This is a genomic window from Brevibacillus laterosporus LMG 15441, from assembly GCF_000219535.2.
GTDB classification, from domain to species: Bacteria; Bacillota; Bacilli; order Brevibacillales; family Brevibacillaceae; genus Brevibacillus_B; species Brevibacillus_B halotolerans.
This window is the reverse complement of sequence record NZ_CP007806.1, coordinates 4794270-4814034: the sequence shown is the minus strand read 5'-3', so window position 1 is coordinate 4814034 and position 19765 is coordinate 4794270. Positions and strand designations below refer to the sequence as shown.

At 39.8% G+C, this 19765-nt stretch carries 12 protein-coding genes and 1 riboswitch; of the genes, 11 read left to right on the top strand and 1 reads right to left on the bottom strand.

Going from position 1 to position 19765, the window contains the following annotated elements; genetic code table 11:
• The first annotated feature begins 432 nt into the window (after positions 1 to 432).
• A complete protein-coding gene (locus BRLA_RS21245; protein WP_003334288.1) occupies positions 433 to 3582 on the top strand; it encodes an S-layer homology domain-containing protein in 3150 nt (1049 codons plus the stop codon).
• 135 nt (positions 3583 to 3717) lie between these two features.
• Positions 3718 to 7056 carry an Ig-like domain-containing protein gene (locus tag BRLA_RS24440; protein ID WP_003334289.1) on the top strand — a complete coding sequence of 1113 codons (3339 nt, stop codon included), beginning with the start codon at positions 3718 to 3720 and terminating at the stop codon, positions 7054 to 7056.
• A gap of 152 nt (positions 7057 to 7208) precedes the next feature.
• Here BRLA_RS24440 and BRLA_RS21235 read toward each other — a convergent pair whose 3' ends face one another.
• A complete protein-coding gene (locus BRLA_RS21235; protein ID WP_041752422.1) occupies positions 7209 to 7436 on the bottom strand; it encodes a hypothetical protein in 228 nt (75 codons plus the stop codon).
• 236 nt (positions 7437 to 7672) lie between these two features.
• On the opposite strand from BRLA_RS21235, the gene BRLA_RS21230 reads away from it, so the two are divergent.
• The 9 genes from BRLA_RS21230 to BRLA_RS21190 all read left to right on the top strand — a co-directional run bounded on the left by BRLA_RS21230 (position 7673) and on the right by BRLA_RS21190 (position 19759).
• Positions 7673 to 9043, top strand: coding sequence for an MATE family efflux transporter (locus BRLA_RS21230; protein WP_041752420.1), 1371 nt, complete (start codon positions 7673 to 7675; stop codon positions 9041 to 9043).
• Positions 9044 to 9329: 286 nt separating this feature from the next.
• A complete protein-coding gene (locus BRLA_RS21225; RefSeq protein WP_003334292.1) occupies positions 9330 to 9938 on the top strand; it encodes a TetR/AcrR family transcriptional regulator in 609 nt (202 codons plus the stop codon).
• A 237-nt stretch (positions 9939 to 10175) separates the two neighbouring features.
• On the top strand, positions 10176 to 11141 hold the full coding sequence (locus BRLA_RS21220) for an NAD-dependent epimerase/dehydratase family protein (RefSeq protein ID WP_003334293.1): 966 nt from the start codon (positions 10176 to 10178) through the stop codon (positions 11139 to 11141).
• A gap of 98 nt (positions 11142 to 11239) precedes the next feature.
• Positions 11240 to 12211 carry an accessory Sec system S-layer assembly protein gene (locus BRLA_RS21215; RefSeq protein ID WP_003334294.1) on the top strand — a complete coding sequence of 324 codons (972 nt, stop codon included), beginning with the start codon at positions 11240 to 11242 and terminating at the stop codon, positions 12209 to 12211.
• 106 nt (positions 12212 to 12317) lie between these two features.
• Complete coding sequence (locus BRLA_RS21210; protein WP_003334295.1) at positions 12318 to 13250, top strand: SLAP domain-containing protein; 933 nt, start codon at positions 12318 to 12320, stop codon at positions 13248 to 13250.
• A gap of 64 nt (positions 13251 to 13314) precedes the next feature.
• On the top strand, positions 13315 to 14319 hold the full coding sequence (locus tag BRLA_RS21205; protein WP_003334296.1) for an SLAP domain-containing protein: 1005 nt from the start codon (positions 13315 to 13317) through the stop codon (positions 14317 to 14319).
• 185 nt (positions 14320 to 14504) lie between these two features.
• On the top strand, positions 14505 to 17057 hold the full coding sequence (locus tag BRLA_RS21200) for a S8 family peptidase (RefSeq protein WP_003334297.1): 2553 nt from the start codon (positions 14505 to 14507) through the stop codon (positions 17055 to 17057).
• 73 nt (positions 17058 to 17130) lie between these two features.
• Positions 17131 to 17251: riboswitch (SAM riboswitch) on the top strand.
• A 129-nt stretch (positions 17252 to 17380) separates the two neighbouring features.
• Positions 17381 to 18586 carry a methionine adenosyltransferase gene (metK, locus tag BRLA_RS21195; protein WP_003334298.1) on the top strand — a complete coding sequence of 402 codons (1206 nt, stop codon included), beginning with the start codon at positions 17381 to 17383 and terminating at the stop codon, positions 18584 to 18586.
• A 162-nt stretch (positions 18587 to 18748) separates the two neighbouring features.
• The gene (locus BRLA_RS21190) at positions 18749 to 19759 is read left to right on the top strand and encodes a polysaccharide deacetylase family protein (RefSeq protein ID WP_003334300.1); all 1011 of its coding nucleotides are present in this window, start codon (positions 18749 to 18751) and stop codon (positions 19757 to 19759) included.
• The last annotated feature ends 6 nt before the right edge of the window (positions 19760 to 19765 follow it).

The following is a 19765-nucleotide window of genomic DNA, read 5'->3' as shown; positions in this document are numbered from 1 at the left end:
TTTTGGTATGCGGTAGCAAAAATGGAAAAAGATTGTAGGTGACAATTGGAAATTCGATATTTATAATTACCTTTGTGACTCAATTCATCCAGAATTATCAACTTACGAAAAGTTTTTTAAAAAAATGTACGCAACAACCGCAACTTTTTAAAATCCTATGCGTTTAATAGTATGTCGAAGTAATTACGGTTAGATTCCTAAAAAAGGATTCACGAAGTCTAGCAACTATGATACACTAATGACTGTTGCACTTTTATGACATGATTCGCTAGTTTTGCGTAATTTATGAAGGATTTTGTTCTTTCTATATGCGATCCTGCGAAAGGGGGTGAAACGCGCTTGCAGGATTCGGGCTGGAAAAAGAAAGAGACAACTAGTAATAAGATATCCCAAAATCAATTGTTATATACTAGAGGAGGAGAACCTAAGGTTATGAAAAAGGTTGTTAATAGCTTATTGGCAAGTGCACTAGCACTATCCGTAGTTCCTGTTGTTGCAGGAGCAGAAGAAGCAGCAAAAACTACAGAAGAAACAAAAACTACTGCACCACAATTAGATCCAAGCATGGAGAAAGTTATCAAACGTTTGCAAGCACTTGGTTTGGCTGCAGGGGATGAAAAAGGTAACCTTAACCTTGACCAAACAATCAAACGTTCTGAGTTCGCTACTTTGATGGTACGTGCTCGTGGACTTGAGCAAGCTGCAAACACTGCAACTTTCAATCCATTCTTTAAAGACGTTACTGCTACTGACTGGTTCAAAGGTTGGGTTAGCATCGCAGTTAGCGAAGACCTTGCAAAAGGTTACCCAGACAAAACTTTCCGTCCAAACAACACAGTAACATATGCTGAAGCAGCTACTATGTTGGTTCGTGCACTAGGTTATGAGCCAATGGCACTTCAAAAAGGTACTTGGCCAAACAACTTCATCGCACAAGCGTCCACTTTGGGAATTTCCAATGGCGTAACTATCGATGCTAACAAACCAGCTGTTCGTGGTGACGTATTGAAGATGTTAGACAACTCTCTTCGTGTTGATCTAATGAAACAAACAACTGTTGGATCTAACAACAATCACGAAGTTCTTGCTGGTAAGAACCTTCTAACTGAGTACCTACATGTACATGTTTACGATACAAAATGGACTATGACTGATCGTAACAAACCTGAAGATCTTCCTTCAGTTTCTAACGTACCAGTAATCGGTCTTGGATCTTTGAAATACAACGAAGTAGAATTGACTTCTGACAGCAAATCTTTCTTCAACAAAGTGAAGTACAAAGTTGCTGACAGCATCAATGCTAACGACTACGCTGGTCAACGCGTACAAGTATGGATCAAAGACAAAGACAACACTGTAGTATGGATGGAAGGTTCCGAAGACGAAACAGTTGTTTTCGATAAATACAAAGCTATCCATGTTAATGGTAAAAAATTGTCTCCTTCTAAAGACAAAGACCAAATCAAAAAAGACAAGTTCGAGAAACTTACTCTAGAACTTGATAGCGAGAAAAAATACGATTTGGCTGAAGATGTAACTGTAACGTTCAACTTTGAGCGCGCTACAAAAGCATCTGATGTACAAGATGCTCTACAAAGATTGCTAGAAGCTGACGATGCTTATTCTGTTAAGCTAGTTCTTAACACTAAGAATGAAGTTCGTTACCTAAGCATCGTTGACGATCGCAGTGGCGACCAAAACTGGGTAAACAACCACTTCGGTTCTGAGCTTATCAAAAAAGTGTCTGACAAGAAAGTCACTACTTTGGTAGGTAAAGATCTATCTCTTGATGGTAAAAAAGAAGGCGTTGACTACCTAGTATTCTTGGATGGTAAACCAGCTAAATTGGCTGACCTTAAAGAAATGGACGTTTACCATGCATACCGTGCAGACGGTAACAAAGACAAACTTTTAATCTTCGCTAACCGTACTGTAGTTGAAGGTAAAGTTGAAAAAGTTCGTACGAAGTCTGAAAGCGACTACCGCATCAGCATCGACGGTAAAGAATACCGTTTCAGAAATGCTTCTTTCGCGAAAGACAAAGACAAGGAAATCGAAGACACTATCTCTTCTGATGATGTTAAGAACCTTGAAGGTACAAAAGTTAAAATCTATCTTGACGCTGTAGGCCGTATTCGCCACATCGAAGGATATGAAGCTAACGATCGCAAACAATTGGCAGTTATCTCTACTTCCGGTACTTGGGATAATGTCAACGATAGATATGTCTTCAAAGTTTTCACTGAAAAAGGTAAAACTACTTCAGTTAAACTAGAAGGCAAATATATCAAAAACGAAAAAGGCGACAAGTTCAGCGACTTGAAGAAAAAAGAAGACGAACTTGCTAAAGAATACCTAACTTTGTCCAACGACAAAAAATTTATCCTTGCACAAATCGAAATGAATGCAAGTGGTGATATTGAAAAAGTTGAAATGAAAGACCCTTCTAAAGTAAAATCTCTATCCAAATCTGAATGGAGCAAAAACTCCAAGAAGAGCGATGAGACAGTTAAAATCAACGGTAAAACGTATGAATACAATAGCAGCACTGTCTTGATCGACGGAACTAAAGATCTTACTTCTTCCGGTAGCAAACCTGAACTGAAAAGTCCTAAGATCTTGAAATGGAAAGACGTTGCTGAGAAAGACGCTGAAGTTTACTACACTGTAGACGGTAGCGATCTAGAAGCAGTATTCGTTGTAGATTCCAAAGGTCTTGCATCTGGTTCTGAGTTTGGTGTGGTTACTGAAGCTTACACTAAAGGAAGCACAGACTACCTAAAAATCAAACACCGTGATGACAACAACAAATGGGTTGAAGAAGACTTCAAATATGATGGTGACAACGGCGACAAGCTTGAGAAAACTTTCATCCGTTACAGCGTAGATAGCGACAAGCTAATCGAAGAGGATGATGTTAAAATCATCGTTAACGCTCGTGGTGACGAGTACAAATACGAAACTATCAAATCTTCTGAACATGAAGATGCTGGTGTAGAAGCAGTAATTCCTGCACTTGTAACAAAAACAGAATCTAAGAAGATCTACTTCAACACTGCAGATTCTAAGAAAGAAAGCGTAAGACTTAACAAAGACGTTGTTTACTTCGACAAAGACGGTAAAGACCTTGGCGGAGTTGACACTGATGACTATGTAGTACTAGTTGATACTGATGATGATTCTGACGATATCGATTATGTATTGTATGTAATCAGCACTGACGATGCAAAAACTGAGGGTTACCTGAAGAAAGATGAAAACAAAGAAACCCTAATGGATCAATTCCTAAAACAAAAATGGAATGGTGAAAAACCAGATCCAAGTGAAGATGCTGATCTAGACATCACTACACAAAAAGCTACTGAAGTACTTGCAGGAGTTTATGGTTATGAGATCGCTGGTAAATTAACTGGTGATTTGAAAGATGAAAAAGAAGTAACAATCGTTCTTGGCGACAAAGAATTTACTGCAGAAGTTAAAGACGGTAAATTTGATTTCACTAAGAGCTACAAAAAAGTTGACGAAGCTTATGTAAAAGTAGGCAAAGAAAAATTTGATCTAAATATCAAATTTAACAAATAAGGTACAGTCGTCAATCTTATAAGCCAAAATGTATGGATAGATTAGAGACTTCGGTCTCTAATCTATCTAATACATAAATGTTATGTAAACAAGCAAATTAGATTCTTCAATATACGATATTTGGAGGGGTAGTAAGTGAATAAAAAAGTAATCCTATCAGTGCTATCTACAGCACTAGTAACTAGTATGGCTACTTCTGCTTTCGCAGCATCTGGCGGAATTTATATTGGTGGAAAAGTGGACAGATTCTATTCTGACGATGCATTCATTAAACAAAATGCAATGCTAGTTAAAGATTTATATGATTCCGGTCTAGAGAATGTTGAAAACAGCGTTCTTTATGTAAACTGGGATGGTGAAGTAGCTACATTGCAAGAATTGATGGACGCTAAACTAGCTGGTAAAGAAGTTAAATACAGAACGGTAACTAGCGAAGACTTCGAGAAAATCGGTGGCGAAGAAGGTTTCTACGCTGTAGATGCTCAAGGTAAAGTTTCTACTGAAAAAGAAATGCAACCTGAGCAAAAACCTCTTAATCCAGATGCAATTCTAAAACAAGCTGAAGAAGCAGTTGTTGCTTACGAAGCTGCTGCACTTGACACTCCAGAAGCAATCGCTAAAGCGGAAGCTCTTGGTGTAACTGCAGTTGCTAAAGTTAGCGCTGTAACTGACGCTGACAAAAAAGCAGCTCTTGAAGCTCGTGTAGCTAAGAAAAAAGCTGCTGTTGATGCTGCTAAAGCTGGTGATTTGAAAGTTGAAAGCGTAAGTGCTATTAACTTAAAACAAATCAAAGTTAACTTTACAAAAGCTGTTGATGAAGCAAGTATTAAAACAGATAAATTTAAGGTAACTGGTTCAAACACTGTAATCGATGCTAAACTATCGGACGACAAAACATCTGTTGTATTGACTCTAGGAACAGCACTTGTTAATCAAACAGGTAAAATATCAGTAACTGTAGACGGGAAAATTAAAGATACTGCAGGAGTAGAATTAGGAGACGATTTTACCGTACAAAATATTTCTCTAACAGACCTTACTCTTCCAACAGTATCTGCAGTTAAAACTGTTGGTAACAAAAAATTAGAGGTAGTATTCAGTGAACCAGTTAAAGATACTGCTGTAAAAGTACCATCTAACTACACAATTGATGGTCAACTATTCTCTGCTACTTCATTGGAACTTGATGCTACTGGTACAAAATTAACAATTCAACTTGCTAATGCTCTAACAGCAGGTGAGCATACGTTAAAAGTAAAAGCAAATGTATTGGAAGACTACGCTACATTAAAAAATGTTGAGTTAGAGTCTAAATTCTCTGTTGATGGAATTGTAACTGCACCAACAGCTACTCTAGTAAGTGCTTCTACAACAGCAGTTACTTTCAAATTCGATCGTGAAGTAAAAACTACTCCTGTTGTAAAATTTGGAGCAGTAACTGCAACTGTTGAACAAGACAGATTAGATAGAACCAAATATACAGCTACTTTTGGTACTAATTTCCCGAATGCTGGTGGAGAAATCGTTATTGCTAAAGGTATTGAAGATTTTTACGGAAATAAAACTACTGAAGATATCAAAATCTCCTTTAAGCCAGAAATTGATACCGAAAAACCTTTTGTGAATGCAGTTACAGCAGATTCTGAGGAGAAAATTATTGTTTCCTTCAATGAAAAAGTTAAACTTGCTGGTGCAAAAGTTACTTTAAAAAATAAAGACGGTAAACTTATCAGCATTCAACCAATAGCATTTGAACAAGTATCTGGTACAGATGATGAAACTAAAGTAGTTGTCAAATTACCAGGTGGTGCTAAGTTTAATCCAGAAGAATCTCCTTTCAAACTTAGTATTTCTGAAATTAAAGATTTAGCAGGTAACCCAATGGATGCAGTTGTTGACCATTTGGTAATCGTTCCAGATAAGACAGCTCCGGCAGTTGCTAGCAAAATCAAAGATTCTGCTAAGAACAAAGTAGTTATTGCATTTAATGAAAAATTGGATCTAACTTCTGCTACAAATGTTGCTAGTTTCAAATATGCAATTGCTAATAAAGGTATCTACAACCTACCAGCTGGTGCAACAGTTGATCTAGATGCAACAGGTAAATCTGTTGTATTCACATTCCCTACTTCTTGGAAACAAGGAAATACTCCTGTTTCAACTGCTGATGTAGCATCTATCTACTTAGCTGGAATTAAAGACTTAGCAGGTAATACAATCGATGATCAAGAAGTTTCTTTGGTTGGCGCAGTAGCTGAAACATTAGCAACTGTAGAGAAAGCTGAAGCAGTAGATGCAAAAACAATTAAAATCACTCTTTCTAAAGATGGTGGAGTACCTTCTATTCTTTACGCTGGTGATTTTGTAGTAACAGATGGTAGCAAGGATGTAAAATTGGCTAATGCAACTATCGATGGTCGTGTAATTACACTAACACTTGTGGATGAGCTTAAAGATAAATCTGTAGCAAATGTTAAGGTAAAAACAATTGCTACACCTGTTGGAACTGAGACTGCATTAGGCAATGCTTTTGTAATTAACACTGATGCATCTGTAGCAGATAAAATTGCTCCATCTCTAATTCCGGTTGAAGAATTTGAAGTTGGTACTGATGGATATTCTGTTGCTGTTAAATTTGACGAAGCCCTAACTGCAAATGAAGCGGTAGCTGCTCAAGCATTAACAGTTAAAGATTCTAAAGGTAACGTTTTAATCCCTGGTACAGATTACAAAGCAACCGTTACTCCTTCTGATACAATTACACTAGTATTTGAACAAAAAGGGTTGAATGATGTTCTGTCAATTGCGCTTCTAAACAACAACAGCTTGAAAGATAAAAATGGTAACTTAGTAAACAATTTCAATGCTATTTCTACTAATAAAGAGGTTGTAGTTGCTCAGACTCCAGCAAACAATGCTCCAACAGTAGCTACAGCTATTGATGACAAAACTGGAACAGTAGGTACTGATGTAACTGTTGATGTAACTGGTACTTTCACAGATGCTGATGGAGATACTTTGACACTTACTGCAGCAAGCAACGACTCTGGGATTGCTACAGTAGCTGTATCAGGTAACAATATCGTAGTTACTCCAGTAGCTAAGGGAGCAGCAACTATCACTGTAACTGCAAAAGATGGTAAAGGTGGAGAAGTATCTGAGACCTTTACTATTACAGTAAACGAAGCAGCGAAAACAAATAATGCTCCAACAGTAGCTGCAGCTATTGATGACAAAACTGGAACAGTAGGTACTGATGTAACTGTTGATGCATCTGGTACTTTCACAGATGCTGATGGAGATACTTTGACACTTACTGCAAAAAGCGACGACGCTGGGATTGCTACAGTAGCTGTATCAGGTAACGATATCGTAGTTACTCCAGTAGCTAAGGGAACAGCAACTATCACTGTAACTGCAAAAGATGGTCAAGGCGGAGAAGTATCTGAAACCTTTACTATTACAGTCTCTTAATAAAATCATTTGAGTGAAATAAGAAAACCCTTTAGACAACTTCAATAGATGTCTAAAGGGTTTTTTCCTCTATCTATCTTGTTGAAATTAATTGGTGAATTTCAATCCATGAGAACAGCCTACGTTAGTAAGGAAGTATAAAAAGAATGTGATTACAGATCAGTAGCGAATTTTTGACACTGAGCAGCATTGGCAAGTAAGTTCTTGCGGCGCATATAGATGTCTAGTGTTTTGTAGTTTTTATGTCCCAATTCCTTAGCTAAAAGGTCTCTGGATTTGCCCTCTACCAGTTCACGCAGTATAGCACCTACCTTCACAACGATTTGTAATATACTGTAAATTATAAAATCCTTTCCATTACCAATCTTTGTCAGTAGCATGTTACTCTTTCATTTGTAAAAAAAAGGAATAAGGACTATATAAATTAATATTATGTTTACAAATAAGCAAAATATAGCGAATATAATAGACAGAATTGTATCTAATTACGTAAAATATAATTTATACCCTATATCTTATTTCAAAAGGTTTTATCCTCACATAAACTACCATTAAAAAATCCAAACTATGTTATAATTAGACTTTGTAATTATCCAAAAAAATACAGGGGTCAATTATGAATCAAACTTACAACTTATCTCAAAAATCGAAACATTTTTTACTCATTTTGTTGCCAATCATGGTTACACAGGTGGCTCTTTTTGCAATGTCCTTTTTTGATACGATTATGTCTGGACATGCCGGGGCGAATGATTTAGCGGGCGTAGCAATTGCGACTAGTATATGGGCGCCTGTTTTTACCGGATTAAACGGAATTCTGTTAGCGGTCACTCCAATCATCGCTCAAATGATTGGGGCGCAGAAGAAAGAAAAGGTTCCTTATATTGTTTTTCAAGGAATCTATCTAGGTGTGGCAATCGCGCTCTCTGTCATTGTGATTGGTATATTTGCCATTCCTGCCATCCTGGGCGGCATGAGGCTGGAACCAGAGGTGCACCGGGTTGCTCAGAACTTTTTATTGGCACTTGCTTTTGGTATCATTCCGCTTTTTGTCTACACCGTTTTGCGCTGCTTCATCGATGCTTTGGGTGAGACTAGAGTCACTATGTTTATCTCCCTCATCTCTTTACCGATTAATGTTGTATTAAATTACTTATTAATCTTCGGTAAATTCGGCTTGCCACGATTAGGTGGGGTTGGTGCAGGGGTAGCGACGACTATTACCTATTGGATTATTTTGGTGATTACTTATTTTGTTATTTTACGCGTAGGGAATTTTCGGGAGTACGGATTGTTTAGTAAGCTTCATAAGCTCTCCTTTAAGACATGGGGAGAAATTTTAAAATTAGGCTTGCCGATTGGATTCTCCATTTTCTTTGAGACCAGTATTTTTGCGGCTGTTACTCTGCTGATGAGTCGATTCGATACCATTACGATTGCTGCCCATCAGGTGGCAATGAATTTTGCTTCCTTCCTATATATGATACCGATGAGTATCGCCATGGCATTAACGATTGTGGTTGGTCATGAGGTAGGGGCAAAACGAATGAAGGATGCACGTCAGTACAGTTTTTTAGGAATCGGCATTGCCGTAGCATTGGGGTTATTATTTTCAGTAGCTTTGGTTATCTTCAACAAAGAAGTGGCTTCCCTTTACACGAATGACATTGAAGTATTTGAGCTGGCTCAGCATTTCTTATTATATGCCATCTTTTTTCAGTTGTCTGATGCGATTGCCGCCCCTATTCAAGGAGCGCTGCGCGGTTATAAGGACGTAAACATTACTTTTATTGTTGCTTTGATTTCATATTGGGTGATTGGTTTACCACTCGGATTTTTGTTGGTACAAATTACCGATTTAGGTGCATTCGGCTATTGGATTGGTTTAATTGTAGGTCTTGCCGTTGGGGCTATTTTCCTAATGTGGCGATTGTTGCATTTGCAGAGGAAAACCGCGAGAATGGTCAATGAGGGTAATACGGAGTAAGAAATACTGCATAATAAACACCGCAGAATAAACGACAAAAGAGACGAGCGAGCTTTACGCTCGTTTTTTTTGTACAAAGATGTAATGAAGTATAGATCATAAGATCGCCTGCATAAAGCAATATATAATAAGGAAGTGATTTGAATAGGTTGTCTGTTCTTTGGGACACGATGAGGAAAATAACGGATATTACTCTTTGACAAGTAAAGAAATGCAAGATATACTGAAAACATTAATTGACCATTGGTTAAATAAACTGAAGTTAGTTTGTAAGGAGTGAAGCACGATGGCGGCAAGAAGGGCGGTAACCAAGGAACTGAGCCGTGAACAGATTGTAAAAGTAGCTCGCGAACTATTTGCAACACAAGGCTATCGAGCGGTTTCCATGCGAAGTATTGCACAAAAACTAGGCTATAGTCACGGATCACTATATTATCATTTCAAAGAAAAGGCTGAGCTATTTAACGCTATTGTGCAAGAGGATTATCGTACATTGCAGGAACAAATGAAAAAATCAATCGAACAGACGGATACTGCGAGCCGGCCCCAGCATAAATTAGAGTCGCTAATGGAGACCTTTATCCATTTTGGCCTTAGCCATCCGCATCATTATGAAATGATGTTTTGTTCGAATGAGCCGGAGACATTGGAGTACGCTCGACCAGAGCAGGACAGTTGTTATGAAACGTTTGCAAGCCTTGTCAGGGAAGAGGCGGGAGATGCGCTACAAAGGATTGGAAATACGTTCACAATACCATGGGTCATATTCCTTTCTTTACATGGGTTTGTCGTCCATTACATTCAAACGAAGCAAACGTACGAAGATGTGGAAGCACTTGTTAAGGTGCATGTGAGATTTCTGGCTAACCAATTGACTGGCGAGCACGAGGCTTGAAGTTTGAAGCGAATTGAATAATCAAGCAACGTCATGAACAATACCAAAAGAAAAGCTGAAAATGAAAGAATAGATGGAACAAGAAACCAGAATCTAGAATCAAGAAACAAGAATCCAGAGACAAGAAACCAGAATCCAGAGGCAAGAATCAAAAAACCATCAAAAAAACCTCGGCAGTAGTAGTCGAGTTTTTTCTCAAGTATTAATTGACCACTGGTTAAAAAGGAGAGAAGGATCATGGACAAAGCATTGGTATTTGGAGCTACAGGTAGCATTGGAACAGAATTAGTTTTAGAATTACTTCGCAACGGGATTCATACGGTAGCTTTTGCACGCTCTACTACAAAGCTGACGAAATTACAAGCCGAATGGGAATTGGAAACGAAGAAACGAGACTATTCCCCAGCTTTGTCCTTATACACAGGAGATGCCTATAGCCTAGAAGATTTGCTACAAGCCGCTAAGGGTGTGGATGTGATTTTTCATTGTGTCAGTGTTCCATATCCGGAATGGAAAACAGGCCATCCAGCATTGATGAACAATGTTTTAACTGCTGCCAAGCATCATGGAGCCAAAGTGGTTGTGATCGACAACATCTATGCATACGGTAGAGCCAAAACACCGTTAGTAAATGAACAGCACTCTAAAGAACCACATACGACAAAGGGGAAGATTCGGTTACAGATAGAACAGCTTGTGTGGAAAGCGAACGAGTCGGGTACCCCATGTATGCTTGTTCATTTACCTGACTTTTATGGTCCACACGCAACGAATACAGTTTTACATGTCACGCTAGAGTCTTTGGCTAAAGGGAAGCCCAGTATCTTTATTGGCGATCCTACTGTTAAACGTGAATACATCTATACACCAGATGCAGCCAAAGCGATTATTCGATTGGCTAAACGTCCGAATACGTATGGAACGACTTGGAATATTCCAGGTTCGGGGACGATTTCAGCAAAACAAATCAGGGAGATGGCGCGTCTATATAATGGAAGAAAAAATTTCATGGTCCCAATTGGCCGGAAAGTAATGACAGTGCTTGGCTGGTTCCAGCCCTTTATGAGGGAAATGGTGGAGATGATGTATGTCACAGAATCTACCATTCAGTTAGACGGCAGTAAATATGAACACGAGCTAGGGCGTATTGTACATACCCCTTATGAACAGGGTATAATGGAATGCCTGAAACGATTGAGTTAAGGAAAATATGGGCTTTTGTGTTTTGAAGGTTACTTATGATAATATGAAAAGATAAGAATATAGGTAGACAATACTATACATGTGGGAGCGGACAAATCATGTTTTCCTTTTTGAAAAATATATTGTCAGGTGATGAAAAAGACACCTCTACTTTGCCGAAAAGTAAGGAACAGTCTGTGTTGCCTGTTACAAACACGGATAAACAAGCTTCGGATAAGAAGAATGACAAAGCCAAGAAGACTACGAAACAAAAATCAACTGATGTCACTACACGCGTGACAGCGCTATCCCTACACCCGTTATGGGAAAATGAGCTAGATAATATGCAGAAATATTCGATGTCCTTTATGGCTAACCAATTGGAGCCTTTGGAAGAGGGCAATATTGCTATCTCTGGATTTAATATGGTGCCTCATGAGGACGGCGTTGAAATAGCGGCTTTTGTACGAAATGCAAGCGATCAGCCTGTTGCGTTGGGGAAAATGACCTTGCTTATCCTGTTTGAGGGCGATAAGCTATTTACCCGACAAGAATTTGATCTAAGCGAGCTTGGAGAAATTCCGGCGTTCCATGCTCGACCGTGGAATTTTGTATTTACAAGAGAACACTTTATCACGACAAATGTTCTGCTGCAAAACTGGAAACTTGCCTTTGAATTGGCTCAAAATAAAATGGTACTGCCGAAAAATTTGGAGCTGGAAGAATCTTGGGTAAAATCGTTAACTGACGATCAAAAGAAATACTTTATCGAGCTGGCAAAAAGTCTTCCTGAGCTAAAAGAAGGGGAAGTAAATGTTCAGAGCGTTCAAGCGAAGCAAAACGATGAAGGCGTAATTCGAGCGATTCTCTTAATTCGGAATGGATCGACTCAAAATCTTTCTTTTGAACAACTGCCACTGGCTCTTTATGATGCCACAGGTGATAAGGTAGCAGAGGGTGTATTCCAGCTAAAGGATTTTGTTGTAAATGCCCAAACAAGCAAGCCTTGGATGTTTATTTTTCCAAAAGAGAGCATCCTAAAGGAAAATGTTGATTTATCCCAGTGGAAAGTGCAGCTTGCTCAAAATTAATCTTTTTCCCGGCGAATAACTCCTAGTCACTGACTAGAGATCGTACTACGTTAAAAACGGAATTGATTATATAGGAATTTTGTATCACAGCAAAGAGGGGGATCTTATGTTTAACTTTTTAAAGAATTGGTTTACTAACGATAATGAAATGCGAAGTCACGAGGATCTCAAGAAAGACCTTTCTCAGACTACGCATAATCGGATTGAAGAAGCGACAGAAAAAATGTTAAAATCAAGCGATCTGGAAGTTTCTTTCAACCCAGCATGGAACGAAATGCTGGATCAAGAGAAAAAGTATACCTTGCGCTTCTTAAATGATAGCTTGCCAGATATTCCTGAGGGAACATTAGGACTTACGGGTTTTAGCTTGATTCCTCGTGAAGGGGCTGTTACCGTAGCTTTATTTATTCGTAACGCCTCATCAATACCGGTAGAAATGGGTAAATTAGACCTAGCAATTGCTGTTGAAGGTCATTTATTTGCTAAAGGTGAATTTGATCTGAGTCCAGTTGGAATAATTCCACCAATGAGCAGTCGTCCGTGGGAAATTACTTTCCCAGAAGATTTGGTGACAAACGAAAGATCTATGGACGTTAGACAATGGAAACTGATTATTGGACTGCCACAACGTGAGTTTGTCTGGCCAAAAAATCTAGAGATTGATCCAGCTATGGAAAAACGTTTGACCGTAACGCAAAAGGATCGTCTGGAAAATATGATGTACAATCTCCCTTTCTTGGCTCCAGGTACAGTTAGTTTCACCGGTTTTGATATTGGCTTAAAAGAGGATGGGCGTTTAATCGTGGCGATGCTAATCCGCAGCGCTTTGGAAGATACCTTCCAACCAAAAGCATTGCGTGTAGTAGTGCGTGAACGAAACAAGGAGAAGGTAATAGCGGAAGGAATCGTGGATGGAAGTAAGATCAGTCTGAAAAGCGGTTCTAGCAAGCCATGGATATTAGCGTTCCCGCCAAAAGTTGTTAACATGAATCAAACATTGAATAAATCCAATTGGGAATTGGATGTAGAAGTTTTATAGAGAAAGCGTTCAAGGTGACTGCTGAAAAGCATGTCGCCTTGCCTTATGCACAGGAGGTTATAGAATGAGTTGGCAATTAGTTAATTGGTTTGGTTCTAAACAGGGGTTAGAACAGGCCCGTGAGGATATTCATGAGTTTCTACAAAAAGAGTTTTACCTAGGTGTATCTGGCATTGAACAGCCTGAGCAATCGTCAAACCGCATCCCTTCCAAGGAATTGTTTCTAAACTTGAATAGTTTAGCTTCCAAGAATTTGGAAGAGATGGACATTGAGTTGTTGCAATTCATTCATGATGAGTTGCCACCGGTTGTCCGTGATGAGGTAGGGATTTTTCCGTTCTTTACGAATGTATTAAATACGGGCTTCCTGGTAATGACATTTGTTCGTAATGCTACACATCAGGATATTATGTTAAATAAATTACCACTTGCTTTGGTTACCTCTGATGGTAAGGTAGTGGCACGCAAATCCTTTGAGATGCTAACAATGGGTGGTTTGCAAGATATGTCTGCAAGTCCATGTGAATTCCTTTTCACATGGGAGGATTTCTTGTTCATGCCTGAGGATGATACGCAATTATTTATGGTTTATGATAAAGAAAGACTAGATCAATATAAAATGGAAGAAAAGCTAGTGGAGAAACACAACGGCTTAACAGATGAAGAGGAAGAGTCTTATATCCAAAAGGTAAAAGACCTGTTCCCGATCCGTGACGGTCAAGTTGAACTGACAGCTATTGATTTAGTTCAGGTTCCAGATGGCGGCCTAAAAGTAATTGTAGCCTTCATGAATGGTTTAGATAAACGTGTAGAATTCACAGAAGTACCTGTGTATATCCGTGACGAGATTGGTAGAGACGTTGCACGCATGCATTTTGGCCTGCATAGCCTCTACATTAAACCTAAAACTCAACGCGTATGGGGATTCTATATTCCAGCAAGTTCGCTAGAAGGCAAAGATCTGGACTTGTCTACATGCAAAGCTTATGTACCAGATGCAAGACAGGATAAAGATGTAAAAGCTCAGAAGCTAGAATTACATGAAAATAACAAGGGATTCATTCAGTAATCCTTTTATGACCCCTTTCGTGATGAGAGGGGTCTTTATCTATTGTATTTGGGAAAAATTAGGTGCAGGAAATGGTTGTCTCTTGAGCAAGCCTATACTATGCTATATAAAGAACAATTGAAAGATTAAGAACGCTAATCCTTCCTGATTTACTTCTTTACAGGAGAAGGAGGAAAGGGCACCATATGCGATATACACAGTTGACAAAAAGAATGATTATTCCGGTTGTTGTTACTTTACTTGCTTTTACGGTTGGTGAAAAGCCTGCCCAAGCAGCCGCGATGCCAAACGATCCCTACTTTTCAAAACAGCTTCATTTAACGCAGATTAAGGCAGTGGAGGCTTGGGGGATCGTCAACAGCAATACAGCGATTAAAATTGCGGTGCTTGATTCCGGGGTAGACTCTTCCCATCCAGATTTGAAGGACAATCTGTTGCCTACTATTAATTTAGTGCAAGAGGAAAGTGCTTCAGATTTAAACGGGCATGGCACCAATGTGATCGGGATATTGGGAGCTAAAGGAAACAACGGTTTAGGGGTAACAGGGGTTTTATGGAACGCTAAAATATTGCCTATTAAAATTTTGGATAAAAAAGGACTTTCATCATCTGATCGTTTAGCAGCGGGAATTAGACGAGCAGTTAATGAAGGAGCCAAAGTTGTTTTGATGTCCGCCAGCGCAATATATTATTCGAAGGCACTGGAGGATGCAATAGATTTTGCAGAGGATAGGGGAGTTGTTGTTGTAGCGGCTACTGGAAATGAAGGGAGTCGTGTTAACTATCCTGCTGCCTTTCCTACGGTGATTGCGGTTGGCGCCGTTACGAACTCTAATACCATCCATAGCCGTTCTAATTTTGGACCAGAAATTAACCTAGTGGCCCCAGGCGTGAATGTGTATACGACAACAAGAGGTGGCGGGTACGATTCGATGAAGGGTACCTCTGCAGCGGCTCCTCAGGTAGCTGGTGCGGCGGCGTTAATTCTTGCTAGGAACCCAAATATGAAACCGTTGGAGGTACGCCAGCTTCTGTACCATTCAGCAACGAAATTAAATGGAGTGAGATGGGACAGGCGGACAGGATATGGTCTTTTAAATATTCAGAAGGCAGTAATGAGTAGACTGCCTGATGATATAAATGAGCCAAACAATACACAGCGTACCGCAGCCGCATTCCCCATGGAAAGTCAGATTCACGGCACTCTAAGCGATAAAGATAAGAGCGATTGGTTTTACACGGATATTCCTTATGAGGGAACCTTAGAATTAAAAGCAGAGGTTTCCGTGGATACGCAGGCTCCATTGGCGGCTAGTGTTTATCAGGACGGAAAGCCTCAGGATACGTATTATCTTGGTAATAAAGCCACTGCAACAATTGCAGTGAAACCGGGCAAGGTTCACATTCACTTCCAACGGTCTGCGGTGTCTAGCACATTACGCTATACCATTACCAATCGTTTTGCCATTGCACCTGATCGATATGAGCCAAATAATAGTATTGATCAAGTCCGACCCCTGCCTCCAGGTAATAACATTGAGATCAAGGGGAATTTTCACACAGCACAGGACGTTGATTGGTTTTCCTATTTTGTACGTGATCCAGGCAAGCTTTATCTGCGAGTGGATACAGATACTCTACGATTAGACCCGGAAATTAAGGTGCGTAAAGAACGCGATAAGACATCTGGCGGAATTTCCCTTAATAGCAGCTCGCCCACTGATCCATTAAAAAGCCTGGAGATGAATGTCACGCCAGGTCGCTATTTGTTCCAAATTCAGAACAGCTATCCTGCTGCTGTGAGCGGCGAGTACTTTTTTCAGCTAAATTATATGCCTGAACGAAAAGACCCAAATGAACCAAACGATACTTATCGTTTAGCTACAAAACTAGGGGACAACAGTCTGATTACAGGCACAATTCCTTCAGAAGCAGATAACGATTGGTTTACATTTTCGGTTCCAAAAGAAACGTATGTTACCATTCGGGCACCTTATGTACCGCCACAGGTAAAGATCATGATGAGTATTTACGATAGTCGCGATATGAAATATGCAATTCGAGCGGAAAAGGTTTTTGGACAAGATAATAGCATTGTCTTTGAAAAAAAATTAGCTGCAGGGACATACTATATAAAGCTGACCAGTACTACGCCATTCCGCTATGATGCGTATCGATTTACATTAACTCGTCAGGAAATGTACGGCGGCTTTCGAGACATACATGGGCATTGGGCTAGAAATGATATAGGTCGTTTAACTCAACGTGGAGTCATTACCGTACCTAATACGTATAGCTTCCGTCCAGATGCTAATATGACGCGAGCTGAATTCGCAGACATGCTCCTTCGCTCGATGAAGGCCAAAAAGCTTCCAATTGGTCGAGTAGGTCTTAATACCTATAAGGATTTAGATAAAAAGCATTGGGCATATGAGAGTTTGTTACAGGCTTCTCAGTTGGGGATTATGAGCGGCTTCAATGGGAAAATTGAACCGGATCGACCTGTTAATCGAGCAGAAATGGCTTTGATGATTGCACGTGCTAAAAAAATAAACGTGTCAAGATCGTCCAGTCCTTCTTATCGTGATGTGCCTCAATCACATTGGGCGGTGGCTGCAATCGAAACACTTTCACACTATGGCTGGTTACATGGTTATCAGGATGGAACCTTTAAGCCAGATCGTCCTGTGAAACGCGGGGAAATGGTCACTGTATTAGCTAAGTCCTTCCAATTGTAAAATGCCGGGTTTTTTTACAAAAGTACATTGACACCCTTCTAAAAAAAGATTATTCTATAAATCATGGATATTACTCTTATCCAGAGTAGGTGGAGGGACTGGCCCAATGAAGCCCGGCAACCGTTTTGAGCGGTGCTAACCAGCAGAGAAAGGATAACTATCTAAATAGTTAGACTCACTCTGGCCGATAAGAGGGTTAAGGAACGCATTAGAAAAGCAACCTTTTCCTCAGCGGAGGGAAAGGTTTTTCTTTTTGTCGTGATGGAAACCTGGCTCGGCAAACATACTATATATCATGTTTCCAGTTGAAGGAGGTTTTAAGTATGGAATTGCAAAAAGGGCGTCGCTTGTTTACATCTGAGTCCGTTACTGAAGGACATCCAGATAAGATTTGTGACCAAGTTTCTGATTCTATTCTTGATGCGATCTTATCTAAAGATCCGAATGCTCGTGTAGCATGCGAGACATCTGTTACCACCGGATTAGTACTTGTGGCAGGTGAAATCACAACTTCTACATATGTAGATATCCAAAAGCTAGTAAGAGATACGATTCGTGAAATTGGTTACGATCGTGCAAAATATGGTTTTGATGCAGATACATGCGGTGTTATTACTGCAATCGGCGAGCAATCAGCAGATATCGCACTAGGTGTTGACCAAGCGTTGGAAGCACGTGAGGGTAGCATGACTGATGCTGAAATCGAAGCAATCGGTGCAGGTGACCAGGGTCTAATGTTTGGTTATGCTTGCAACGAAACACCAGAATTAATGCCTCTTCCAATCAGCATGGCTCACCAGTTGGCACGTCGTCTGACAGAAGTGCGTAAAAATGGTACGCTTGAATACCTTCGTCCAGATGGTAAAACGCAAGTAACTGTTGAATACGATGGCGATAAACCAGTTCGCATCGATACAATTGTTATTTCTACTCAACATGCTCCAGAAGTAGAACTAGATCAGATTAAAAAGGATCTAATGGAGCAAGTAATTAAACCGATCGTTCCTACAAATCTGTTAGACGATCAAACGAAATACTTCATTAACCCAACCGGACGTTTCGTTATCGGTGGTCCTCAAGGGGATGCCGGTTTAACTGGTCGTAAAATCATCGTAGATACGTATGGCGGTTATGCTCGTCATGGCGGTGGTGCATTCTCCGGTAAGGATCCTACAAAAGTAGACCGTTCTGGTGCTTATGCAGCTCGCTATGTAGCGAAAAACATTGTAGCTGCAGGTCTTGCTGAACATTGCGAAGTACAGGTAGCTTATGCAATCGGGGTAGCTCAACCGGTATCTATCGCTGTAAATACATTTGGAACAGGAAAAATTGCGGAATCTGATTTGGTAGCATTGGTTCGCAAGCACTTTGATCTGCGCCCAGCAGGCATTATTAAGCAATTAGACCTACGCCGTCCGATCTATAAACAAACCGCAGCATATGGTCATTTCGGACGCAATGATCTGAATGTACCATGGGAGCGTACAGATAAAGCAGAAGATCTAAAAAAAGACGCTGCTAGCCTGTAAAAAATACAGAGAAGCCTAGGATTTTCCTGGGCTTCTTTTTTCTTATGAAAATTGCGAAAAAGGCTAGGCAAGTACAACTTCAATGGGGTAGACTACGTAGAGGATTCTGTAAATCTTTGTCGAAAAGCACTATAATAAGATCGAAAGGAACATGGGCGCATCATGAAGAAAAAACCTTTCTTTCTCGTCTTTTTCCTTCTTCTTCTTCTGTTTTCTATCCTTGTGTATTGGTTTAGACCAGAGAATGTAGGGATAGAAAATACGGATTATGTGCAACAAAAGACGGGGGATCATACGTCTCATTCATTAGAACCTAAAGGGCCAGACGTAGAGCAAATTCCTTCTAGAACTAGTAAACCAGAAGAAAAGCTACCAAACGAGAGATGGTATAAAGACAAGGTTGTCATCTTGAATTATCATCACATTGATCGTGACAGTAATAAGCCATTTGTAATAACACCAGAGCAGTTTGGTGAGCATTTACAATTTATAAAGGAACATAACTTTCATCCTATTAGCCTAAGAGAGTTTTTTACTTTTATGCAAACAGGCGTAACTGCCAAGGAGAATGCAGTTTTATTTACGTTTGATGACGGCTATGAAAGTTATTACACACATGCATATCCGTTGCTTTCCAAATATGGGTATCCATCTGCATCTTTTGTAATTGCAGGTAGATTGCGAGATACCATGGATCGAAAGCGAGAAAATATGACCGTTCCTTTAGCTTATCAACAAATTGACGAAATGCTGGCTTCCGGCTTAGTTGATATTGGCTCGCACACATTCAGTTTACATGAGCATAAAGAGCTGGATGAGTGGGGAGTACAGAAAGCGGGAACGGAGCCTGTATATCTAGAAGAATTCCAACGTGCAGAGAATGAGGAAGAGTACCAAAGTCGTTTATTTGTTGATTTTAAGATGTCGAAAATAGGCTTAGAGCAACTTGTGAAAAAGCCTATAGCCTCTCTCTCCTTACCCCAAGGCTATAAAAGCAAGATTGTGATTGACTCGGCAAAGGAAGCAGGATATCAGTATGTCTTTACATCTAGAAGAGACGTTGTGAAGCCAAATGAAGATCCATATTCCATCCCGAGATTTGATGTAGGAATACGCAAGGTAGGTGCACCCCAGCTCCTTGAACTATTTACTAAAGTAAAAATGGAAGAATAAGGGGGA